19 protein-coding genes are annotated in these 23039 nt (G+C 70.9%); 9 read left to right on the plus strand and 10 right to left on the minus strand.

Going from position 1 to position 23039, the window contains the following annotated elements:
- Window positions 1-25: 25 nt before the first annotated feature.
- The 8 genes from OHA25_RS18875 to OHA25_RS18910 all read right to left on the minus strand — a co-directional run bounded on the left by OHA25_RS18875 (window position 26) and on the right by OHA25_RS18910 (window position 12670).
- Complete coding sequence (locus OHA25_RS18875; RefSeq protein ID WP_327591006.1) at window positions 26-2515, minus strand: penicillin acylase family protein; 2490 nt, start codon at window positions 2513-2515, stop codon at window positions 26-28.
- 243 nt (window positions 2516-2758) lie between these two features.
- Window positions 2759-4114 (minus strand): cysteine--tRNA ligase, encoded by a 1356-nt coding sequence (gene cysS, locus OHA25_RS18880; RefSeq protein WP_327588866.1) that lies wholly within the window; start codon window positions 4112-4114, stop codon window positions 2759-2761.
- Window positions 4115-4148: 34 nt separating this feature from the next.
- On the minus strand, window positions 4149-5993 hold the full coding sequence (locus tag OHA25_RS18885) for a sigma factor-like helix-turn-helix DNA-binding protein (RefSeq protein ID WP_327588867.1): 1845 nt from the start codon (window positions 5991-5993) through the stop codon (window positions 4149-4151).
- A 47-nt stretch (window positions 5994-6040) separates the two neighbouring features.
- A complete protein-coding gene (locus tag OHA25_RS18890) occupies window positions 6041-7861 on the minus strand; it encodes a UvrD-helicase domain-containing protein (RefSeq protein ID WP_327588868.1) in 1821 nt (606 codons plus the stop codon).
- 4 nt (window positions 7862-7865) lie between these two features.
- Window positions 7866-10367, minus strand: a complete 2502-nt coding sequence (locus OHA25_RS18895; protein ID WP_327588869.1) for a hypothetical protein — start codon at window positions 10365-10367, stop codon at window positions 7866-7868.
- Window positions 10368-10479: 112 nt separating this feature from the next.
- The gene (locus OHA25_RS18900; RefSeq protein WP_327588870.1) at window positions 10480-11283 is read right to left on the minus strand and encodes a methyltransferase domain-containing protein; all 804 of its coding nucleotides are present in this window, start codon (window positions 11281-11283) and stop codon (window positions 10480-10482) included.
- A 74-nt stretch (window positions 11284-11357) separates the two neighbouring features.
- Window positions 11358-12422 carry an ABC transporter substrate-binding protein gene (locus tag OHA25_RS18905; protein WP_327588871.1) on the minus strand — a complete coding sequence of 355 codons (1065 nt, stop codon included), beginning with the start codon at window positions 12420-12422 and terminating at the stop codon, window positions 11358-11360.
- A gap of 17 nt (window positions 12423-12439) precedes the next feature.
- The gene (locus OHA25_RS18910; RefSeq protein ID WP_305923990.1) at window positions 12440-12670 is read right to left on the minus strand and encodes a putative acetyltransferase; all 231 of its coding nucleotides are present in this window, start codon (window positions 12668-12670) and stop codon (window positions 12440-12442) included.
- Between the two features lie 105 nt (window positions 12671-12775).
- On the opposite strand from OHA25_RS18910, the gene fdxA reads away from it, so the two are divergent.
- From fdxA to OHA25_RS18925, 3 genes are all read left to right on the plus strand, one after another.
- Window positions 12776-13102 carry a ferredoxin gene (fdxA, locus tag OHA25_RS18915; RefSeq protein WP_080047500.1) on the plus strand — a complete coding sequence of 109 codons (327 nt, stop codon included), beginning with the start codon at window positions 12776-12778 and terminating at the stop codon, window positions 13100-13102.
- A 93-nt stretch (window positions 13103-13195) separates the two neighbouring features.
- Window positions 13196-14266: a succinyldiaminopimelate transaminase gene (dapC, locus tag OHA25_RS18920; protein WP_327588872.1), complete on the plus strand. Its 1071-nt coding sequence runs from the start codon at window positions 13196-13198 to the stop codon at window positions 14264-14266.
- A gap of 77 nt (window positions 14267-14343) precedes the next feature.
- Window positions 14344-15006: a DUF4178 domain-containing protein gene (locus OHA25_RS18925; protein WP_327588873.1), complete on the plus strand. Its 663-nt coding sequence runs from the start codon at window positions 14344-14346 to the stop codon at window positions 15004-15006.
- 20 nt (window positions 15007-15026) lie between these two features.
- Here the strand turns inward: OHA25_RS18925 and OHA25_RS18930 are convergent, their stop codons facing one another.
- Window positions 15027-15836 carry a hypothetical protein gene (locus OHA25_RS18930; RefSeq protein ID WP_305924036.1) on the minus strand — a complete coding sequence of 270 codons (810 nt, stop codon included), beginning with the start codon at window positions 15834-15836 and terminating at the stop codon, window positions 15027-15029.
- Between the two features lie 44 nt (window positions 15837-15880).
- Here OHA25_RS18930 and OHA25_RS18935 point away from each other — a divergent pair, with 44 nt between their 5' ends.
- The 6 genes from OHA25_RS18935 to OHA25_RS18960 all read left to right on the plus strand — a co-directional run bounded on the left by OHA25_RS18935 (window position 15881) and on the right by OHA25_RS18960 (window position 20859).
- The gene (locus tag OHA25_RS18935) at window positions 15881-16714 is read left to right on the plus strand and encodes a 2,3,4,5-tetrahydropyridine-2,6-dicarboxylate N-succinyltransferase (protein WP_327588874.1); all 834 of its coding nucleotides are present in this window, start codon (window positions 15881-15883) and stop codon (window positions 16712-16714) included.
- Entirely contained in the window at window positions 16714-17769 is a 1056-nt protein-coding gene (gene dapE, locus OHA25_RS18940) for a succinyl-diaminopimelate desuccinylase (protein WP_327588875.1), read from the plus strand. The genes OHA25_RS18935 and dapE overlap by 1 nt, the downstream gene beginning before the upstream one ends.
- Window positions 17770-18008: 239 nt before the next feature.
- Window positions 18009-18806, plus strand: coding sequence for a TIGR00730 family Rossman fold protein (locus OHA25_RS18945; RefSeq protein ID WP_327588876.1), 798 nt, complete (start codon window positions 18009-18011; stop codon window positions 18804-18806).
- Window positions 18807-18817: 11 nt separating this feature from the next.
- Window positions 18818-19402, plus strand: coding sequence for a TIGR00730 family Rossman fold protein (locus OHA25_RS18950; protein ID WP_327588877.1), 585 nt, complete (start codon window positions 18818-18820; stop codon window positions 19400-19402).
- Between the two features lie 81 nt (window positions 19403-19483).
- Window positions 19484-20311 carry a hypothetical protein gene (locus OHA25_RS18955; RefSeq protein WP_327588878.1) on the plus strand — a complete coding sequence of 276 codons (828 nt, stop codon included), beginning with the start codon at window positions 19484-19486 and terminating at the stop codon, window positions 20309-20311.
- 29 nt (window positions 20312-20340) lie between these two features.
- The gene (locus OHA25_RS18960) at window positions 20341-20859 is read left to right on the plus strand and encodes a DNA-3-methyladenine glycosylase I (protein ID WP_327591007.1); all 519 of its coding nucleotides are present in this window, start codon (window positions 20341-20343) and stop codon (window positions 20857-20859) included.
- Here OHA25_RS18960 and OHA25_RS18965 read toward each other — a convergent pair.
- The gene (locus tag OHA25_RS18965) at window positions 20819-23032 is read right to left on the minus strand and encodes a polysaccharide lyase 8 family protein (protein WP_327588879.1); all 2214 of its coding nucleotides are present in this window, start codon (window positions 23030-23032) and stop codon (window positions 20819-20821) included. The two genes, OHA25_RS18960 and OHA25_RS18965, sit on opposite strands and share 41 nt — an antisense overlap.
- Window positions 23033-23039 lie beyond the last annotated feature (7 nt).

A 23039-nucleotide genomic window follows, 5' to 3' on the forward strand; every position in this document is an offset into this window, starting at 1 on the left:
CGTGACTACGACCCCGGTCGTACGTTCAGGGCGTCAGCCTGAGGGTGTGCGCGGCGGCCTTCTTGACCGACTCCGGTGTGGAGCGCATCGGCAGCAGGTCGCCCCGGGCCCACACCTCCGCCTGGTCCCAGTAGTTGTCGTGGAAAGCGTGCCCGGACGCGCCCGTCAGGTTGATCCATTGGGAGGCGTCCAGGTCGGACAGGTCGACGATCATGCGCATCGACGGCACGGCGCTGACCGTGTAGTCCCTCTGAACGTTCCAACCCGTGGCGTTCAGCGCGTCCTTGCTCCCCGCCACGGCGAACGGGCCGCGGTTGAACAGCCACTCGACCGGCGCGATCCCCGAGGTTCCCAGCGAGCCGTTGACCAGCTCCAGCTGGTGCAGGTCGCCCCACCGCCACGCGCCTGCGTCCGCCCCGAGCCGTTCCGACAGCTCGTGGAAGGCCGACGCCATCGCCTGCCGCAGGATGTCGTCACGCCTCTCCGTATGGTTCTTCGTGGTCACGTCATCCCAGAAGGGGTCGTCCGGGAGTTGGAGCAGGCGCCTGATCACCTCGTACCAGCGGTCGCCTCCGGCCGGCCTGGCCCCCTCCGGCAGCTCGTCGTTGAACGTCAGCACGAGCAGCTGCCGCCAGACCGCGTTGAAGAACGCGGCGGGTGCGGAATCGGCGCTCTGCGTGCCGTCCCACGACTTCAGCAGCTCCCTGGCCCGGACGCTCGGGCCTCCCAGGTTCACCTCCATCAGCGCCGGCACCAGCGTGTCCGCGAAGCCATTGTGGGTGTCCTGCTGGATCCGGGACATGGCCGCCGCGTCGACCTTGCCCTTCTCGATGGCGTCCTTGACGAGGTCGCGGATGCGTTCGGAGCGGTAGCCGTGCGCCCAGTCCGCGGTCAGCAGCGGCCGGTAGCGCCTGGGGTCGATGACCGCGTTGTTCGCCGTCACGATGAAGCCGTCCGCCGGGTCCTCCACTGACGGCAGTTGGTCGTACGGGATGGGCGCCGCCCTCCAGTCGTACTCGCCCGTCCACCCGGGGACGGGCCAGGTGCCGTCGCCTTTCTGGCGTACAGGGATACGCCCGGGCGCCTGGTAGCCGATCTTGCCCGTGGTGTCGGCGTACACCAGGTTCTGTGCGGGCACGTCGAACAGCGCCGCCGCGGCCTTGAACTCCTGCCAGTCGGCGGCCTTGTCCAACGCGAAGATCGCGTCGGCGCTTTTGCCAGGGGTCAGCGCCGTCCACTGCAGCGCGACCGCGTTGGCCTCGTCGGTGGGCTTGGCGTCGCCGATCACCTCGTTGATCAGCGGGCCGTGCACGGTGCTCTTCACGGTGATCGTGACAGGGGAGCCGCCCGCCACCTTGATCTGCTCCTGCCTGGTTTCCAGCTTCAGCTGCTCGCCCTTGTGCAGGTACGTGTCGCCGTCCACCTTCTCCAGGAACAGGTCGGCCACGTCGGGACCCAGGTTCGTGAAACCCCACGCGATCTTGTCCGTGTGCCCGATGATCACGCCGGGAACGCCGGAGAAGGTGAACCCCGTGACGTCGAACGGGCACTCCTCGGAGACCTTCCTGCAGTGCAGCCCCGCCTGGTACCAGACGGACGGCATCTGCGGGGACAGGTGCGGGTCGTTGGCCAGCAGCGGCTTGCCACTCGCAGTGTGCGCGCCGGAGATCACCCACGAGTTCGACCCGACACCCTCGCGGTCCTCGGTGCCCATCGTGCTCGGCACGGCGTTCATCGTCTTGGCCGCCTGGGTCAGCGCGCCGACGCCGGCGCGCAGCCGCGGCTCGGCCCGCTGGTTGAAGCGGTCCTCATCGATGGTGCCCTCGGTGACGATCGGGGAGTGGCGGTCGTACGGGTAGCCGGGGTAGAGCTGCTCGACCCGCTCCCTGGGCAGCGTGGCGGCGATCAGCGCCCGGTCGATCTCGTCCTCCATGTTGGAGCGCAGGTCCCAGGCCATGGCCTTCAGCCAGGAGAGGGAGTCGACCGCGGTCCACGGCTCCGGCTGGTAGGCGCTGTTCTGGAGCTTCAGCACGGAGTATTCGAGGCTGCGATCGGAGGCGTTGGGGTTGGCGCTGAGCCAGGCGTTCACACCCTTGGCGTACGCGTTGAGGTAGTCCTGGGTCGGCTTGGCCAGCTCGGGCAGCTCCTGTTCGGCGACCCTGCGCCAGCCCATGGTCCTGAGCGCCTTGTCCGTGCCGAGGGTGGAGGCGCCGAAGAGCTCCGAGAGGCGGCCCGCGGTCATGTGGCGGCGGAAGTCCATCTCGTAGAAGCGGTCCTGGGCGTGGACGAACCCTTGGGCCATGAAGAGGTCGGCGGCGCTGCCGGCATAGATGTGGGGGACTCCCCATTTGTCGCGATAAATCTCTACATCGTCGGATAACCCGGGTAGTCGCAACGATCCATCCACCTGCGGGAACGACTTCCGCACGGTGTAGACGACGATCCCTGCCAGCACGAGGGCCAGGGCGAGAAGAACGGTCAACACCCGAGCGAACCACCGCAACGGCCGCGGCATCCACGCATAGGGCCTCACCGGCACCTCCATCTTGCCGAAACTGGCACTAAGTCTGGCAGCCCGCGATCACTCCTCCGGCCGACTTCACGGTCCTTCGCAGGCGACTTTGAGGTGGCGGTCACAGGAGGCTGCCGACGTCTCACCCGCCGTAGACGGTTGGGGTCATGAAACAGGTGAGAGCGACGTTCCGGCTCGGCACACCGGCGGGCGCACGGTGGTGCGGCGAGCGGCGGTAAGGGTGGGTCAGGTCCAGGTTTGGCCGTCGGGGGTGTCGGAGACGCGGACCCCCAGAGCGGACAGCTCGTCCCGTAGGCGATCAGCCTCCTTCCAGTCCATCGCCTCGCGCGCCCGGGCCCTCGCCTCCAGGAGTTCCCCCGCCCCCGGGGGCAGCACGCGCACCTTGCCGATGTCCGCGGACAGATCCAGCGCGAGCACCTGGTCCAGGTGCAGGAATGATTCGAACTTGGCCCCCGCGGCCACCGACTCGTCCCGCTCCAGCTCCCGCAGCACCCGCAAGGCCTCGGGCGTGTCCAGGTCGTCGGCGAAGGCGGCCTCCACCCGCTCCACGTACGTGGACGCCATGGGCGCGCTGGGCGACTCGGCCCACTCGGCCACGCGCGTCCGCCACCGCCGCACCGTGCGATCGGCCGCCCGCAGCGTGTCCCACGTCAGATTCATCTGCTGCCGGTAGCGGTGCTCCATGAACGCCATCCGCACGGCGAGCGGATCGAGCCCGGCCGCCACCACGTCGGACAGCAGCACCACGTTGCCCGTCGACTTCGCCATCTTGCGCCCGTCGAACAGCAGGTGCTCCCCGTGCACCCAGTGCCGCACGACCTCCTGCCCCGCCGCCGCATTGGACTGGGCCCGCTCGTCCTCGTGGTGGGGGAAGCGCAGATCGATCCCGCCGGTGTGGAGGTCGAAGGGCGCCCCGAGGTAGCGCAGCGACATGGCCGAGCACTCGACGTGCCACCCCGGGAACCCCTGGCCCCACGGAGCCTCCCAGGTCAGCTCGCCTTCGGCGGGTTTCCACAGGGCCCAGTCGGCGTGGAAGCGCTTGCGCGGGTCGACGGTGTCCATGCGGTGAGCCGGCTTCAGTGCATCCAGGCGATTTCCAGAAATTTCGCCGTAGGTGGGAAATGTCCGTACGTCAAAGAACACCGATCCGTCCGGCACCACATACGCGTGCTCCTTCTCGATCAGCTTGGCGATCAGCTCGATCATCAGCTCGATCGTCTCGCTCGCGCGCGGCGTGTGCTCCGGCGGACGGAGGTTGAGCGCGGCGGTGTCGGACCTGAAGGCGTCCTCGTAGAAGCGCGCCAGCTCCCGCACGGAGCGCCCTTCGGCCTGCGCCTGCTGCACGACCTTGTCGACCCCGGAGTCGGTCAGGTGGCCGACGTCGGTGATGTTCTGGCAGGCCAGCACGCGCGTCCGCCGCCGCTCGAGCACCCGCCTGATCAGGTCGGACAGCAGGTAGGTGCGCAGGTTGCCCACGTGCGCGTAGCGGTAGACCGTCGGCCCGCAGGTGTAGATCCGCGCCGCCCGCCCGAAGGCGAGCTCCTCGACCTGCCTGGTCCGCGTGTCGTAGATCCGCAACATCTCCCGAGCCTAACCGACCCCGGACTACGGCAGCTCACTCGCCCAGGAAGCCAAGGATGTCCCGGTCGCCGCGCTCGCGCAGCCTGCCCAGGATCTCCTCGCGGGTGGCCGTGTCGGGCAGCCCGATCCTGGCCCCGATCAGCCGCAGCCCCTCTATCTCCGAGCTGACCGGAGCGGTGTAGCCGAACAGGTAGAGCGCGCGGTTGATGGGCGGCATCCCGACGGGCGCGGCGGGCAGGTAGCGGGTCAGCAGCTCGCCGCCGTCCGACACGGTGAGGAAGACGTGGTCGCCCTCGCTCGCCTTGTACTCGGCCAGCACGTTCCTGATCGAGCCCATGGTCGGCTGGTTGTGCCAGCTGATCACCACGTCACCGGACGGTGCCGAGGCGGTCAGCTGCCCACCGGGCGCCATGCCGAGGTAGGCCGCGAACCCCGTGGGCAGCGGCGACCCCGACCCGCGCAGGTGCTCGGCGTTGATGTCCACCCGATGCCACCAGCGCCCGTCGCGGGAGCGGAAGCTGCGGCGGGTCTCCGACACGTCCTTGCGCGGCTGGTACGGCTCCGCCTCCCCGCTCGGCGAGGTGCCCGCCACGCGGATCCAGCCCCGCTGCGTGCGCTCGAACCCGGGACCGCCCGAGTACGCCCGCACCGAGCTCTCGCTGACGTCGTACCGGGTGGTCAGGTTCGTCACGATCGTGCTCACCGACGCCTCGCCGCCGGCCCGCTCGATCTCCCTGGCGATCATCTCCCTGATCCCCAGATACTCCTCACCGCCCCACCGGGTCAGCCCGTACTTGTTCCTGTCCACCCGCATGAACCGCTCGTCGGCGGTGAGCTGGTTGCGGATGCCGACCAGGCTGTAGTCCTCGCCGATGCGCTCTTGGATCTCCTCGGGCGACAGCGGCGCGCCCGCCACCGCCAGCACCGCCTCCGCCTTCTCGTTGATGCTGCGCGGCCACGGCACCACGTGCTGGCCGAGCACGCGGAGCTGCGGCACGGCCAGGATCCACCGCTCGGCCACGTCCTCGCGCACGCCGAGCTGGGACACCATGGACAGGGCCTCGCCGAGCGGGTGCGGCCCGTCGGCGAACAGCTGGCGCGTCTTCTCGCGCAGCTCGTCCGCCCCGCCCGCGACGAGCCAGCCGTCGGACTGCTCAAAGCCGGTGAGCAGCGTGCGCACGAACCGCCACGCGGGCATCCCGAGCGTACGCAGCTCGGTCCCGTGCCACGGAACGGCGGCCTGCAGGTCGTCGGCGGGGACGGCGGAGCCGAGCCGGGTACGCAGCCACGCCACGTGCGCCACCAGCGCCACCGCGTCGGGGCCGCTGAGCCAGGTCTCCACGTGGTCGCGCAGGTCGCGCTCGATCTGCCTGATCCGCTCCCGCGTCACCGAGAAGCGCTGCGCCAGCTCGTCGAGCGTGGCCCGCTGCGCCGCGTACAGCCGGTCGCGGGCGATGGCCCGCTGCCGCTCGTCCAGCGCCGCGAACAGCGCGTCGATCACTTCGGGCAGCGGCCTGTCCGGCCGGGAGGGCGCGGGCACCGCGTCGGGCACGGGCTCGAGCAGCCGCTCGAACACGCCGGTGAACAGCTTCTGCACGACGTCCTTGCCCAGCGACTCCGGCGTGCGCTCGGCCTCGGCGGGGTCGGAGAAGCGCACCAGCGGCAGGATGTCGCCGAGCATCAGGTGCGCCCAGCAGGCCACGGCCAGGTCGGCCAGGTGGCTCGCCACGGTCTGGGTGCCGACGATGGCGCACGCGCGGTCGAGGGGGATCGCCTGCCACCAGGCCTCGGGCAGCTGGGGCTCCTCCACGATCGGCGCGATTTGACCAGGGGAGGTCCAGCGCACGGGTGGCGCGAGGTCGCTCAGGCTGAGATTCATTGAGGTCCAACCGGCAATGGGAAGTATCCGCAGTTCAGACTATGTGATCAGAGGGGTATAAAGGGGCTGCCTCTTCCGGAATGGGAGATATAGAGCATCGCCCGCGCACGTGTGCAGGCGACGAACAGTATGCTCCGCTCGCGCTGCAGGGCTCGAGCCCTTGCGCCAGGTTCTTCCGGCGGCGGCTCGGGCACCACGCCCTCCGCCACGCCGATCAGCGCCACCCGCTCGAACTCCAGCCCCTTCAGATGCTGGAAGGTCGAGGCCCGCACGTCCAGGCCCGCCAGCGCCTTCCTGGCCTGCCGGACGAGCCGGGTGGTGCGGGCGCCGACGGCGATCTCGCCGGTGGGCACGCCGTCGGCCAGCCACGACTCGATCGTGGCCCGCAGCCCGGCCAGCTCCGACTCGGGCGAGTCGTACGCCCTGATCATCGGGTGTTCGCCGTTGTGCGTGGCGCGGTAGCCGTACATCTCGGTCGCGCCCTTGACCAGGCCGGGCGCCGGGCCGCCGCCGCGCAGCCGGACCACGAAGGACAGCAGCTCCTGCGGCAGCCGATAGGAGACCTTCAACGTGTGCTGCTGGGCGGGGATGCCGAGGGTGCCCAGAGCCACCCGCGTGTCGGTGACCCGCTGGTGCGGATCGCCCACGATGAACAGGTCGTCGTGCGCGCGCGGCACCGCCGCCCGCAGCAGCCGCCACTGCGCCGGGCTGATGTCCTGCGCCTCGTCCACCACGATGTGACGGTACGGCTTGCGCTCCGGCTCCACGTCGTCCAGCAGGTCGCCGGTCGTGAGCGACAACAGCCTGAGCGCCTCGTCCGTCAGCTGGGCCAGCGACCGCGCCCCCGGGCCGACCAGCGGCGGGCGGCGGCCCTCCGCGTCGGCCACGATGCGCATGGCCAGGCGCTCGGCATTGTCCACTTCGACCCGCTTGCGAATGATCTCGTCCTCGATCAGCACGTCCAGCCTGGCCGACAGCTCCTCGGCGAGGCCCTGCGAGAGCGTGATGAGCAGGACGGGACCGCTGCCGTTAGCGGCCAGGTGGGCGGCGCGGTGCAGGGCGATGACGGTCTTGCCGGTGCCCGCGCCGCCGACCACCAGCACCGGATGCTCGTAGCGGGCCGCCCTGGACAGCCGGTGCTGTGCCGGATGAGGGAACGTGCACCACTCCGGCGCCCCCAGGACCCGGTCGAGCGCCACCTTGTCGGCCGCGAACGCCGCCCGGTCCGGGCTGCGCCGCAGCGCCGCGTGCAGGTCCTCGGGGTCGATCGGCCCGGGGTCGGCGTCCGAGGCGCGCCAGGTGTCCAGCTCGCGCCAGGCCTCCGCCAGCGAGCCGCCGCGGGCCAGCACGGCGAGCGGCAGGTGCTGGGTGGGCGGCAACAGGGGTTCGAGCGCGGCCACGTCGGCCTCGGTCGTGATGAGCCGGAACAGCGGCAGGGCGTGCCCGTCCAGGCCGAGCGCCAGCAGGTCGCCGTCGCAGATCGGGGCGAACAGCCTCGACGAGCCGGCGGACCTGCGTAACGCGGGCTCCACCCGCTCCAGGGCCTCGGCGTCCCACTCCTCGACGACGCCGACCACGGGGTTCACGCCGTACCTGTGGCGTTGCGCGTACGACCAGGCCTCGGGGTCGGGCAGGACCGTACGCAGCCAATAGACGTCGCGCTGGCGTACCACCACCCCGCGATGCCCCTCGGCCAGCCGCAGCGTGGCGACCCGCGGATCCCTGGCGCCCCGCACCCGCTCGGGGTGCGGGGCGCCGGCCACGTTCAGCAGGAACCGGCGCAGCGCGACCACGGCGTCCCTGCGCACTGGCTGGGCCAGTGCGCTGAGCTCCCTGGGAAACTCAGGGCCGATCGCGAGCCGCGGCACAGGCTCAGTCCAAGAGGGCAAGCAGATCGCGGTCCCCGCGTTCGCGGAGCCTGACGAGCAGGTCCGGCAGGCTGACCGGACCCGTCATGCCGATCCTCGTGGCGATCACCCGAGCCGCCTGATCTTTGGTACCGCCCGGAGCCGTGTACCCGACCAGGCGCAGCGCCTTGGTGATCTTCTCGGCGCCCTGCGCGGCGACCGGCAGGTGCCTGGCCCGCAGCACGCCCTCGTCCGACAGCGTCAGGAACAGGTGCCCGCCCTCGCGGGCGCCGACGTCCACGAGGAGGCGTTCGATGGACTCCAGCACCGGCCTGCCGTGCCAGGTCATGGTCAGCTCGCCCGCGGCGCTCCTGACCGTCCTGCTCTCGCCCGGCGACAAGCCCAGGTAGGAAGCGAAGCCCGTCGGCAGCGCACACTCGCCGCCCGCCAGCTGCTCGGCGGTCACGTCGATGCGCAACCACCAGCGGCCGTCCGGCTGCCTGAAGCAGCGCCTGGTCTGGGAGACGTCCTTCAGCGGCTGGTACGGCTTCTGCTCGCCCTGCCCGCCGTTGGACTCGCCCGGCGGGGGCGCGGCCGGGGCGAACGCCTGGAACTGCGGCGGGCCGGGGGGCGGCGGCATCGGCACGTGGCCGAACGCCGACTGCGGCGGCAGCTCCATCGGCGGATGCGGCCGCGGCGGGGGCGGCAGGTCGATCTGGGGCTGCTGGGCCACGGGCTGGGCCTGGCCAGGCAGCGTGGCCAGCACGAACTGCCAGGCGGGCACCTCCAGCGCGCGGATCTCCACCCTGTGCCAGTCGGCCGCGCCGATCAGCTGCTCCTTGGGCGCCGCGGGGCCGAGCGTCCTGCGCAGCTCGTCCAGATGCGCCCGGTACGGGGCCGCCTCCTCACTGGCCAGCCAGCGGTTCAGGCGGTCGCGGAACTCATCCTCCGTGGCGGAGATCTCGGCCGGCGGGACGGCGAACAGCTTGGCCAGCTGGTCCACGGCCGAGGGCTCGTCCGTGAACACCCGGTTCTGCGCCACGGCCCAGCTCTTGTCATCCAGCCCGGCGAACGCGGACTCGATGAGCTGGGGGAGCTCCTGCTCGTGAGCTTCGGCCGCGGCCGACTCCTCTTCGTCGTCCGCCTGCCCTGCTTCGGCGCTCTCCTCCGGAGCGCCCTCCGCTCGGGGGCTCTCCTCCAGGGCTTCCTCGGCTTCCGCGCTTTCCTGCGGAGCGCCTTCGGCTTGGGGGCTCTCCTCCAGGGCGCCGACGGCTTCGGGGGTCTCTTCTGGGGCGCCGACGACTTCCGGGCTCTCCTCGAGTGCGCCGACGACTTCGGCGCCTTCCTGCGGTGCGCCTTCGGCTTGGGGGCTCTCCTCCAGGGCGCCGACGGCTTCGGGGGTCTCCTCCGGTGCGCCCTCGGCCTCGGGCGAGCGCCGGGGCGCTTCTGTCGCCATTGCGGCCGCTTCTTCGGCCGCCGGCTCGGGCGTGGGCTCCTCGGTCGCGTGCAGCACGGGCTCGGGCCCATCGCCCGCCTCCACGGCGGGCTCGGCGTCGGCGTCCAGCATCGGCGTGGCGCCTTCCTCCGGAGCGCCTGCGGCTTCGGCGGCCTGCTCCGGGGCGCCCTCGGTCTCGGGCGAGCTCGGTGGCGCTTCTTCCGCAAAAGCGGCCGCTTCTTCGGCCGCCGGCTCCGGCGTGGGCTCCTCGGCTGCGTGCAGCACGGGCTCGGGCCCATCGCCCGCCTCGACAGCGGGCTCGGCATCGGCGTCCAGCACCGGCGCGGGGCCTTCCGGCGCGTCTTGAGCCGCGCCCTGCTGAGCCGTGCCCTGCTGAGCCGCCGCCTCCTGGGGGAGCGCGCTCTCGGGGCCGTTCGCGCCTGCTGCGGCAGGCTCAAGGTTGCTCTCGGCCGGCGCGGCGACCTCATGCTCGCCCGGCGCCTGCGCGGCCTGCGCGGGCTCCTGGGTCGCGGGCACCGGCTGCGGCGTCTCAGCGACGGCCTCGGGCTCGTTCGCGGGCACTGGCGCGGGCTGCGGCAGGCCGTGCTGCTCGCCCCGCGGCGCGGGGATCGCCGCGGGAGCCGGGCCGGCCGCCGATGAGGCCACAGAGGCCGTCCGGGCGGCCTGCGGGGACGCAAGGCGGGCGAACACGGCCGCGAACAGCGTGTTGAGCACCGGGCGCGCCTGGATGAAGGGCTGGTCGACCAGCTCCCGGCTGGTCAGCCCCAGCAGCCCGGGCCACGACCCGGCCCGGTCGAGCGCGATCGCGACGGCGGGCTCGTCGGCGTCATCCGGGTCGAGCACGTGCAGCGCGGGCAGCACGTCACCCAGGGCCGCCGCCGGCCACTGCTCGAGGGCGATCTCCGTCAGCAACTCGCCCAGGGACTCCGGGCCGATGGCGGCGAGGACATGCGGCATGGGCAGACTGCGCCACCACGCATCCGGCAGGTCCGGCTGCCCGGTGAGTAGCGTGATCGTCGACGCGTCGCTCCACCTCAACGGTGGTACGAGGTCGCTCAGGCAGAAGTTCATCCCGTTCCGTTCACCAGCCCCTCACGCCGCCGCAGCGGTGCAGCCATAATCTCGCCGCCCACGGAACAGACCATAGTCCGGCAAAACAGCCCTACGCATCATGCACTACGCATCAGCGCCGAACAGCGGCAAAGCGCAAACGCACGTAGTCGGCCATCCAGCCAGTCTCCCTGCGAAGCGCGGGCGCTGCCAGCTCATTGACCCGACGAAGCAGGGGCTCCACGATGTCCGGCGCGAGCCCTTTGAGCGCCGAGGCGGCGAACATGCGTACCCAATCGGCCGCCCCGCCAGGGCATTCGTCAAGTGGGGTCGGCCGGTCGAAGTATTCGAGGAGCCTGACGACGAACCCCTCCTGCTCGAGCCGGCGGGCGTACTCGGCAGGCGTGGGAAAGTACCACGGCAGGTCGGGTTCCTGCAGGCCGTACTCGCGCCAGGCGGTCAGCATCGCGGCGGTCAGCTCGGCGCAGTTGCCCGCCCCGCCCATCTCGGCGACGAAGCGCCCGCCGGGCGTGAGCGCCTCGCGCACGTTGGCGATCACGACGGCGGGATCCCGGGTCATCCAGTGCAGCGCCGCGTTGGAGAAGACCGCGTCGTACGGGTCCACCACGGTGAAGTCGTGCCCGTCCCCGACGATGAAGTTGATGCCCGGGTACTGCGCCAGCGCCTTCTCGATCATGGCGGACGAGCCGTCGATGCCCAGGACGTCCGCGCCCCTGAAGGCGAGCTGCGCGGTGAGCACGCCCGTGCCGCACCCGAGGTCGAGCACGCGCTCGCCGGGCCGCGGATCCAGCAGGTCGACCAGCGGTGCGCCCTGCGTGGAGACGTAGCCGAAGCTGCTGTCGTAGGCGCGACTGTTCCACCGCTCCAAACTCGGTGTGTCGTATCGCAAGACGATCAGCTCACATTCGTCAGACATCGGGCCCCCGTGGCCGTGCTGTCTGTTCACTTTAGAGCCTGAACGTCCCTAGGACATATCAAGTCACATTGGACTCATCCCACGCTCTTCGCCCATTCCTTCTTCAAGTACGCCTTCGCCGCGTCTGCCTGGGGAATCGTCATGAGGACGGGCGGCCCGGGCGCCTTGGGCAGTTTGGCCGCCTGGGCCGTGTCGAGCGTGCCCTTCATGGTCATGGCCTCACCGCGGGCCGGCCGGGCCCAGCCCTTCTGCAGCAGGTTCTGGCCCTCGTCCGAGAACAGGAACTCCTGCCACAGGCGGGCCGCGGCCGGGTGCGGGGCGGCCTTGTTGATCGCCTGCACGTGGTAGCCGCCGAGCGCCGCGTCCCGCGGGATCGTCACCTGCCACGCGTCGGGCTGGCCGGCGCTGCGGGCGGCGTTCAGGTGATCCCAGGCGACGATCGTGTTGGCCTTGGCCAGGTCGGTGAGCCGGCCGCCCTGCTTGAGCTTGGCGAACAGCTCCACCCCTTGCTCGGGCCGCGGCACTCCGGCCCGCATGGAGGCCGCCATCACGCCGCCGAACGCCGACGCCGAGCGCAGCGGGTCCCCGTCGAGCGCCACCCGGTAGCCGGGCTGGAGCAGGTCGGCGAAGGAGGCAGGGGGCTTGACCGCGCGCGGGTCGTACCCGATGGACATGTAGCCGCCGTAGGCGGCGTACCAGGCGCCGGACGGATCCTTCACGTCGTCGGGCAGGTCCTGCCAGCCCAGCACCTTGTATGGCGCGAACCTGGCCGCCTCGCGCACCGCGACGTCCAGGGTCAGGTCGAACACGTCGGGCTTGAGCTGCGCGGCCGCGTCGATCTGGCGGCGGCTGCTCGCGCCGGGCTCGAGCTCGTTGACCTTGAGCCCGTACTTGTCGGCGAAGGTGTCGATGATCTCGCCGTAGTTGACCCAGTCGCGGGGCAGCGCGATCACGTTGAGCTCGCCCTCCCGCTTGGCGGCCTCGGCGAGGCGCTCCATGTTGGCGAAGCCGGACTTCAGCGAGCCCGCCTGCACGTTGACCGGCGGCAGGTTCTCAGCCGGTTGCGAGGATGGTGTGGACGCGCCGCATCCGGCGCTGGCGAGAAGGGCTGCTGCGGCGGCGCAGGTACGTACAGTCACACTTGGAATACTTACCGTTACATTCGCTCAGGTCGAGGAGGCGCGGCCGGGACGACCTTGGCCGCCACCAGCGTCTCCTCAAGAATTTCCACCAGCGTGCCGTCTTTTTTACGAAGTCGTAGCACGCCAGACTCCCAGGACTCGAGGATCCCTACCGCATCGCGATACCCTCCAGGTACGCGCCTGCGTGTGGTGATCCGTTTACCTGTGTCCTGACTTGTGATCGCGATGACGAGGCGTGCGGCCACGAGTTTGCCACCCTCCGTTTCGGCCAGCTGGCAAGCACGGCAATACTAGGGCGTAGCAAACCGCGGTCAGACTCATGCCATGGTGCGGAGAAGAAGGAGCTCGAGGTGACCTACGTCATCGCGCAGCCTTGCGTGGACGTCCTGGACAAGGCGTGCATCGAGGAATGCCCCGTCGATTGCATCTACGAGGGCGAGCGCATGCTTTACATCCACCCCGACGAGTGCGTGGACTGCGGCGCGTGCGAGCCTGTATGCCCCGTCGAGGCGATTTTCTATGAGGACGACCTTCCCGAGCAGTGGAAGGACTTCTACAAGGCGAACGTGGACTTCTTCGAGGACCTCGGCTCGCCTGGTGGCGCCTCCAAGGTCGGGAAGATCGACAAGGACCACCCGGTGGTGGCCGCCCTGCCGCCGCAGGGTGAGGACCACTAGCCGGTCCTGATACGCCTTGCGAGGGGGCATCCGGTCCGGATGCGCCCTCCTGGCGTGTGCTTTTCGTACGGCAACGCAACACCCTGGAGAACCGTGAACAACCTGCCCGACTTCCCCTGGGACCGGCTGGAGCCGTACAAGGAGCGCGCGCTCGCACATCCCGACGGGATCGTCGACCTCTCGGTCGGCACGCCCGTCGACTCCGTGCCCGAAGTCGTCAGGCACGCTCTCGTCCAGGCCGCCGACAGCCCCGGCTACCCGTTCACCCACGGCACCAAGGCGCTGCGCGAGGCCGCGGCCGGGTGGCTGCGGCGCAGGCACGGCGTCACCGTCGATCAGCAGGACGTGCTCCCGCTGATCGGCTCCAAGGAGTTCGTCGCCTGGCTGCCCACCTATCTCGGCGCCCGGCGCGTGGTCTTCCCCGAGCTGGCCTACCCCACCTATGACGTGGGCGCCCGCCTGGCCGGGGCCGTGGCCACGGCCTCCGACAGCACGCTCGCGCTCGGCCCCGAGCAGGTGGACCTGCTCTGGGTCAACTCGCCCGGCAACCCCACCGGCCGGGTGCTGCCCGCCGAGCATCTGCGCAAGGTCGTCTCCTGGGCCCGCGAGCGCGGCACGATCGTCGCCTCCGACGAGTGCTACATCGAGCTCGGCTGGGAAGAGGAGCCGGTCTCGATCCTCCATCCCGACGTCTGCGGCGGCTCCCACGAAGGGCTGCTCGCGGTTCACTCGCTCTCCAAGCGCTCCAACCTGGCCGGCTACCGCGCCGGGTTCGTGACGGGTGATCCCGTCCTGGTCAAGCGGCTGCTGGAGATCCGCAAGCACGCGGGCATGATGATGCCGGCCCCCGCACAGGCCGCGATGACGGCCGCGCTCGGGGACGACGCGCACGCCGACGCCCAGCGCGAACGCTACGCCGCGCGCCGCGCCCTGCTGCGGCCCGCGCTGGAGCAGGCAGGCTGGCAGATCGACCATTCGACGGCAGGGCTCTACTTCTGGGCATCGAACGGGCAGAACGCCTGGGACCAGGTAGGCAAGCTTTCCGAAATCGGTATTCTGGTCGCCCCCGGCGAGTTCTACGGAGCGGCAGGTGCGCGGCACATCCGCATCGCCGTCACCGCCACTGACGAACGCATCAGTGCGGCGGTGCGCCGCCTCCAGTAGGATCGCCCGTCAAAAGCAAGCCAACAAATCGATAAGGGCTTACGCCGAGGCAGGCCGCGAGTGGAGCGAGCTGATCGATGAGCGTGACCTCCATGGTCGTACTCGGGCTGAGCATCGCCCTGGTCCTCCTGCTGCTGGGAGCCTTCGTGGCCACCTTGCGGCAAGACAGGAAGGGCCGCACGAGCACGCCGCCGCCGGTGGTCGAGGTCGCTCCCGTCGAGACCCCCATGCCGGCTCCGGTCAGCGTGCCGGGGCAGGCCGGCACCGATTACATCGACCCGCGCACGATCCAGGTGGGTGACCGGATCGAAGTGCTCGGGTCGTCCGCCCGTGTGCTGGGCGCCATGCACATTTCGTGGCAAGGGCAGCAGTGGACCGAATACCTGCTGCGGGATGCTTCCCGGCGCCTGCAGTGGCTCTCGGTTGAGGTGCGTGCCGGCGATCGGCCGCATTTGGAAGTGTTGCTCTGGAACGACGTGCCCACGCAGGGCATGATCCCGGCCAAGAGCATGCTGATCATGGAGGGCGTGGAGTTCTTCCCGATCGAGCGGGGCACGGCGGCGTTCCGGAGCGAGGGGGACACCGGTAACCCCGATCGGGGATTGCTCGATTTCGCCGACTACCGCGCCTCCGACGGACGGTTGCTGTCCTTCGAACGCATTCAGGGCAGCGGCTGGACGGCCAGCTACGCTCAGCCCTTGCCGCCTGGCTCCATCTCCATCGTCCGCCGCGCCTCGTAGCGCATCCAGCCCGGGGCGGGTCAGGAGAGCTCGACCTGGGCGGTGCCGGACGTGTCGCCGGCTTTCCAGCCTTCCAGCTCGACATCGTTGGACCACGTGGCGCCGCTGTAGCGGACCTGGCTCAGCGCGTACTTCTCGGCGTGGGCCACCGACCAGGCGGCGATCAGCCACCCGCGCTTCTTGCTGACGATCGCGGTGCTGCCCAGCGCCCGGGCGAGCTGCTTGCGCGCCTCGGTCGTCTTGGGCCGCGGCGCCGGGGTCTTGGCCGTCGGATACCAGCAGTGCACGGCCTGCGGCACCCGGCCGGTGAAGGCCGCGGCGAGGATCTTGGCCTCCCCCTCGTGCGGCGCGTACGCGTAGCCGCCCGCCGAGCGCTGCACCGCCTGGGCCGCCTCCGCCAGCGGGATCTTCCGGTAGTTCTTCACCTTCACCAGGGCGGCGAAGAACTTGTTCGTGGCGTAGACGGGGTCCATGAGCTGCTCCTTGCGGCCCCACCCCTGCGACTCGCGCTGCTGGAACACGCCCACCGAGTCACGGTCACCGTATTCCAGGTTCAGCAGCTTCGACTCCTGGATCGCGGTCGCGTAGGCGATGACCACGGCCCGCTCGGGCAGCTTCCTGCGTGCCGCCACGGCGGCGATCGTGGCGGAGATCTGCGCCTGCTCTGGTTGGAGCTCACGGACGCCGTCGGGGGTGCGCACGACGCAGTAGGGGTCTGGCACCGCCAGCGGCGTCGCCTTCTTCAGCAGGTGGTAGACGCCCACGGATATGCCCACGGCGAGCACGACCATGATGATCGCGATGGTGATGACTCCACGGGAGAACCGCATGCGCACCCTGAAAAACCTACCCGGCCTGGATAAGCTCCGTGGCCATGAGTGACGTGAGCACCTCCACACCGATATCCCCGGCCATAGACAAGCTGTGGGAGCGTCGCGCGGAGCTGTCGACCTCCGACGTCGACGCGCGCCACACGGTCGTCGGCGCGGTGGATCAGCTCGACAAGGGCGAGGCCAGGGCGGCCCGCCTGGTGGACGGCGAGGTCGTGGTGGACGAGCGCGCCAAAAGGGCGATCCTGCTCGCCTTCAAGGTGCTGGGCATGGCGCGGTCCCAGGTGGGCGACTTCCATCACCACGACAGGATCCCGTTGAAGAGCTCGTTCGACGGGGTGCGGGTGGTGCCGGGCGCGATCGCCCGCTGGGGCGCCTACCTGGCGCCCGGGGTGGTGCTGATGCCGTCGTTCACCAACATCGGCGCGTACGTGGACGCCGGGACGATGGTCGACACCTGGGCCACGGTAGGATCCTGCGCCCAGATCGGACAAAACGTGCATCTTTCCGGTGGCGTCGGCATCGGCGGCGTGCTGGAGCCGCCCAACGCCGTGCCGGTCGTCATCGAGGACGAGGCGCTCATCGGCAGCCGGGCGATGATCGTCGAGGGCGCCCGGGTGGGGCAGGGCGCGGTCGTCGGCGCCGGCACGATTCTGTCGGGCACGATCCCGGTGATCGACGTGGAGACGGGCGAGGAGCTGGCCCGCGGCCGGATCCCCGACTGGTGCGTGGCGGTCGGGGGCACCAGACAGAAGGAATACCCCGGAGGCACGTTCGGGCTGCCCTGCGTGCTGGTGATCAAGCGGCTGAAGCCGGGGCAGCGGCACGACAAGGCGGCGCTCAACGAGGTGCTGCGGGAACACGGAGTGAACACCTGATGCTGGACCTGACGCAGGACGTACGCGCGCTCACCGCCGCGATCGTGGACATCGAGTCGGTGAGCGGCGGCGAGCGGGCGCTGGCCGACGCGGTCGAGCGGGCCCTGTCCCCGCTGCCGCACCTGAAGGTGGAGCGGTCGGGGGAGACCGTCGTGGCCCGCACCCACCTGGGACGCGCCGAGCGCGTGCTGATCGCCGGGCACCTCGACACCGTCCCCGTGGCCGCCAACCTGCCCAGCCGGGTGGACGGCGACCTGCTCTACGGGTGCGGCACCTCCGACATGAAGGCCGGCGTGGCGGTCGCGCTCAAGCTGGCGGCCACCGTGCCGGCGCCCAACAAGGACGTGACCTACGTCTTCTACGACTGCGAGGAGGTCGAGGCCGAGCGCAACGGCCTCACCCGGGTGGCCAGGGACCACGCCGACTGGCTGCTGGCCGACTTCGCGGTGCTGATGGAGCCGACCGACGGCGTGATCGAGGGCGGCTGCCAGGGCACCTTGCGTGCCGATGTCACCGTGACGGGCAAGCGGGCGCACAGCGCCAGGTCGTGGTTCGGGGTCAACGCCATTCACGGGATCGAGCCGGTGCTGGCCCGGCTGAACGCCTACGAGCCGCGCCGGCCGGTCGTGGACGCGCTCGAATACCACGAGGGACTCAACGCGGTCGGCGTGCGGGGCGGCGTGGCCGGGAACGTCATCCCGGACGAGTGCGTGGTGACGGTCAACTACCGGTTCGCGCCCGACCTGTCGATCGAGCAGGCGCAGGAGCATGTACAGGAGGTGTTCGACGGGTTCGCGGTGAGCTTCGTGGACGCCGCGCCAGGGGCCAGGCCGGGGCTGACGCATCCGGTGGCGGCGGCGTTCACCGCGGCCGTCGGCGGCACGCCGCGGGCCAAGCTGGGCTGGACGGACGTCGCCCGCTTCTCCGCGCTGGGCGTGCCGGCCGTGAACTACGGGCCCGGCGATCCGAACCTCGCGCACCAGCAGGGCGAGTACGTGTCGCTGTCGAAGATCGTCGAGAGCGAGCGTGCGATGCTGGACTGGCTCACAAAATGAAAGTGGCCCTCCTCGCCGGCCATTTGGCGGGGAAGACCACTTTCAGTCCCGAGCAGCACCCTCGACGATTAGACGCGGGCTAGCCGAAATCCGGTTCCCTGGTTTCTTCAAGATTTTTTCTGCGGATGTTCTACCCCCCTTACCTGGGGTTTCGCCCGCAGGAGGCAGTCTGGGACGCCTGACGGGTAGGGGCGCAGGCCTGGACGCGGCCGTAGACGAGAGGGACTAGCGTGATCCACATGGAACAGATACGTCGAGAACGCCGCCAGGGCCAGGCCGTGGTCCGCGGCAACCTCGTCCCCACCTCCACCCATGACGAGCGGCTGCTCGCCCGCCAGGGACCCTCCGATTGGGTGCACATGGACCCGTGGCGAGTGCTGCGCATCCAGGCGGAGTTCGTCGAAGGATTCGGGCAGCTGGCCGAGCTGCCGCAGGCGGTCACGGTCTTCGGCTCGGCGCGCACCGGCCCCGACTCGCCCGACTACGAGCTGGGACGGGCACTCGGCCGGGCGCTGGCCGAGGCCGGCTACGCCGTGATCACGGGCGGCGGGCCCGGTGTCATGGAGTCGGCCAACCGGGGCGCGCGTGACGTGGAGGGCGCGATCTCGGTCGGGCTCGGCATCGAGCTGCCGTTCGAGCAGCGCATGAACGACTATGTGGACCTCGGCATCGAGTTCCGCTACTTCTTCGTGCGCAAGACGATGTTCGTGAAGTACTCGTGCGGTTTCATCGCCCTGCCCGGCGGCTTCGGCACGCTGGACGAGCTGTTCGAGGCTCTGACGCTGGTGCAGACCGCCAAGGTCACGTCCTTCCCCGTGGTGCTCATGGGCTCCGAGTTCTGGGGCGGGCTGCTGGAGTGGATCAAGGGCACCCTGCTCGGCACCGGCAAGATCGCCTCCCACGACCTCGACCTGATCACCGTCACCGACGACCCCGTCGAGGCCGTGCACATCATCGTGGAGGCCGACCTGGCCCGCTCCCAGCAGCGCGGAGAAGAACTGGAGGCCGCCGCCGCGCAGACCGCGGAGCCCCAATAGGCTTCCTCACCGTGAACATCTGCGTCTTCTGCGCCTCCAGCCTGCACATCGACGACAAATACCTCGAGCTGGCCGGGCAGGTGGGCACCGAACTCGCCAAGCGCGGGCACACCATCGTGAGCGGCGGCGCCACCGTCTCCTGCATGGGCGCCGTCACCTCGGCCGCCCGTGCCGCCGGCGGGCGTACGATCGGCGTGATCCCCCAGGTCCTGGTGGACATCGAGATCGCGGACGAGGAGTCGGACGAGCTGATCGTCACGACCGGCATGCGCGAGCGCAAGGGCCTCATGGACGCCCGCTCAGACGCGTTCCTCGTGCTGCCCGGCGGCATCGGCACGTTGGAGGAGCTGTTCGAGATCTGGACCGCGCGCACGATCGGCATCCACGACCGTCCCCTGGTGGTTCTCGACCCCTGGGGCCTGTTCGAGCCGCTCAGGCAGCTGATCAGCAACATGTACGACGAGGGCTTCACCCGGGCCGCCGTCTTCGACGCGATCTCCTGGACCACCACGGTCGAGGAGGCGATCAGCCGCCTGGAGGCCCGCCCCCGCCCGGTCCGGCCCAGCCTCACCGAGCTCGGCGAGTCCACCGGCTGACCAGCGCACTGTCCGCCCGGACAGGCACGGGCTGAGGCAAGTGCGCACCTCATGCCCCGATGGTATGAGTACGATGCCAATGTGCTGGTCATACTCGCCATCGCCGCCATCGCCATCCTGGCCTGCGTGGTTCTGGTCTCCCTCGGCAGGGGCGGAGAGCTGACCGAGTTCCCGCCCGACGTGCCGCCGCTCGACCTGCCCGAGCCGGGGCAGCTCACGGCGGTCGACTTCATGGCGCTCCAACTGCCGGTCAACCTTGTCGGCTACCACACGGCGAGCGTCGATGAGACCCTGCGCCGGGCCGCCAACGCGATCAGCGCCCGGGACACCAGGATCGCGGTGCTGGAGCAGCGGGTCTCCGAGTTGCTGTCGAGCCGACTGCACGCGCGCCAGGAGGTGTACGCGGCGCCGGGCGGCGCTCTGCGTACCGATCACTCGCCCGAGGCGCCGGCTGTCGCCAGGGAGCTGCCGGAGTCGGGCGATCCCATGTCGGCGAGCGGGACGACGCTGTCCTGGGACCAGGGCGCGAAGGCGGCGCACGCGCAGGGAAGCCCGGAGTGGCGACTGCAGGCGGGCAACGGCGCCGCCTCCTCCGCCGAGGAGCCGTCCGCGGGCGACGGCCCGGCTTTCTACAACGAGGAGCCGTCCGCCGACGGAGAGGCCGCCGACCGGCCCGATGACCTCGACGATCAGGCGCATGACCTCGACGATCAGGCGCATGACCTCGACGATCAGGCGCATGACCTCGATGATCAGGCGCACGATCTCGACCACGAGCCGCGCGAGACGGCCGACGAGGCGAAGGCCGGGGACGAAGCCGGCGCATCGGACGAGCCGGAGGGCGAGACCGGGGCCGCCGAGCAGCGCGTACGCGCCACGCTGGGCAAGGACGGGGACGAGCGTCCGTGACCGAGCCCATCCGCTGCAGCTGGACGGGCATGTCGGATCCGATCTACCTGGCCTACCACGACGAGGAGTGGGGCCGCCCGCTCAAAGGCGACGACGCGGTGTTCGAGCGGGTCGCGCTGGAGGCGTTCCAGTCGGGCCTGTCGTGGCTGACGATCCTGCGTAAGCGGGACAACTTCCGCGCCGCGTTCGACGGCTTCGCCATCCCCAAGGTGGCCGCCTATTCCGAGCGGGACGTGGAGCGGCTGCTCGCCGACGCGGGCATCGTCCGCAACCGCGCCAAGATCGAGGCGGCGGTCCACAACGCCAGGGCCGCGCTCGACCTCCCCGACGGCCTGTCGGAGCTGGTGTGGCGCTTCGCCGACCCCGGCGCGCCGGTGCCCAAGACGATGGCCGACGTGCCCGCCACCACTCCCGGCTCCAAGGCGCTGGCCAAGGAGCTGAAGAAGCACGGCTTCAAGTTCGTCGGGCCGACCACGGCCTACGCGCTCATGCAGGCCATCGGCCTGGTCAACGACCACCTCCAGGACTGCGTGGCGCGTACACGCTGAGCTCGGCCGTGTGGGTGCGCCCGAGCGACCCGCCGAGCGCGACGGTGACGGCCGGATGTCCTCCCGGCCGTACCGACACGGTGTCGTCGGCCCGGGCGACGCCGCGTGCCGGGCGGTCGAGCGTCACGGTCACGGCGTCCACGGTCCGGCTCGGATCGGCCACGGCCACGACGACCCGCCCGCCGGCCCGCCGCACGAGCAGCGTGCAGGGCGCGTCCACGCGGACGCCGTCGACCTCGCCCGCCGCCCAGAACGTGGCGGCCAGCAACCCGCGCATCCGCACGGCCTGGACCAGCGTCGTATTGGCCGCCACCCGGATGGGACGCGACCCGCGGAAGGCGCGCGTGCGCTCGCGCGAGGCGTTCGGCAGCAGCACGTAGGAGTAGGAGGCGTCCACGGGGTCGACGCCGTGGTCGAACCAGAAGGTCACGTAGCGCCGCGTGACGGGGCGGGAGGCGCCACGCGTGTCCTCGCCCGCGTTGATGTCGCGCCATCTGGCCGTGCGCGTCTCGACCAGGGAATGCGCCCCCTCCATCACGTAGCCGCCGACGCCCGCCAGGTGCGCCCAGCCGTCCCCCAGGTACGGCTCCGCGTCCGTGGCCCGGTTCTCCACCACGGTCTCCACGGAGTGTCCGCCGGAGCCGGTGATGCCGCTGCCCAGCGCCACCACGGCCGTGTCCAGGCAGAACCAGGACTTGCGCGCCCGCGGGCCCGCCCCGTCGCCGGTGAGCTCCATGGCGGCGGCGCCGTACCGGCCCTGGAGCACCGCGCCGCCGGCCCACGCGTTGTCCGGGCGGTCGGCGCGGAAGGACAGGTCCTCGCGCTCGCGGGTGTCCACCGTGGTGCCCGGCAGCCGGTACGGGTTCACCGTCGGCCAGAAGCCGTCGCCGAACTGGCCCAGGTCGCCCGTGTAGAGGTAGGTCATGCCGTCGCCGGTGTACCAGCCGTGCGGATTCTCCCCGTTGATCGCCTCGTAGGCCGCGACGCGCCGGGACGACAGGCTGATCGCGAACGACCAGCCGGGCCGCCGGTGCACCACCCGGTCCATCGACGGGAAGACGAAGTGCCCCACGGGCCCCGGGGCGGCCTCGATCGTCTTGTCGTCCAGCACCGCGACCGCCCGCCGGGTCTCCGGCACGTCCGCCCGCTCCAGATAGGAGTGGCGGCCGCCACGCTCGATCCAGCCCTTGGCCAGCTCCGCGAACCGGCCGCGGTACGGCTCCGGCGCGCAGCGCGCGAGCAGCAGCACGGCGCCGATCGCGGCGTGCCCGGCCACGCGGTCGGAGAACCTCTGGCGGGTGACCGCCCGACCCCTCACGGTGTCCATCAGCAGCCCGTCGTGCACGAACGGGGCGAAGGACCGCTCGACCGCGTCGAGCACCACCGCCCGCCCGGGATCGGTCACCTCCCAGGGCGACCTGTGGAGCAGGGCCAGCGTGCCGGCGACCGCGATGAGCAGGGACAGCCCGTACGAGCCCGTGTAGGCCACGTCCCCGTGCTGGATGAACGAGCCGTCGCGGTAGAAGCCGTCGCCGGACTCGACGTAGTGGAACACGCCGCCCCGCACGTCGGACAGCCCGTCGCGGGCCGCGGCCAGCTTGGCGGCGCTGCGCCCGGCCACGCCGCGCAACGCGACGATGTACGCCTTGTCCGCCAGGTTTGCCCCGGCCTCGCACGCCGCGGGGTTGCCGGCGCGGCGGCCGGCGTCCGGGCAGAACCGGTCGATCGCCCCCAGGTACGCCTCCAGCCTGCCGGCGTCGAGGCGGTCGCCGAGCAGCACGCAGGCGCGGCCCAGCTCGCCAGGCGTGCCGATCTCCCAGAACCACCAGTTGCCCGTCTCCGGGAGCCGCTCGTTGTAGTGGCGCTCGTAGAGCAGGTCGAGCGCCGCCACCACCCGTGCCGCGACGGCGTCGTCGCCGTGTTGCGCGGTGCCCGGCGTCGCCCACGCCGTGGCGATCCGCCGCAGCCGGCCGTAGCTGCCGCTCACGTTGCCCGGACTGTCGTCCAGCGGGAGGTCCGGCCAGGTCAAGCCGGGTGTCATCGCGGCCAGCCAGCCACCGGCCCGCTCGCTGAGCCGGGCCAGGGGGCCGGCGTAGACGGCGTCGGAGGTGTCGATGTCGCCGCCGGTGAGCAGGTCGAGCGCGGTCGCCCTGAGCGTGTCGAAGTCGTGCATCCGATGG

Source organism: Nonomuraea sp. NBC_00507 (assembly GCF_036013525.1).
In the GTDB taxonomy this organism is placed as follows: Bacteria; Actinomycetota; Actinomycetes; order Streptosporangiales; family Streptosporangiaceae; genus Nonomuraea.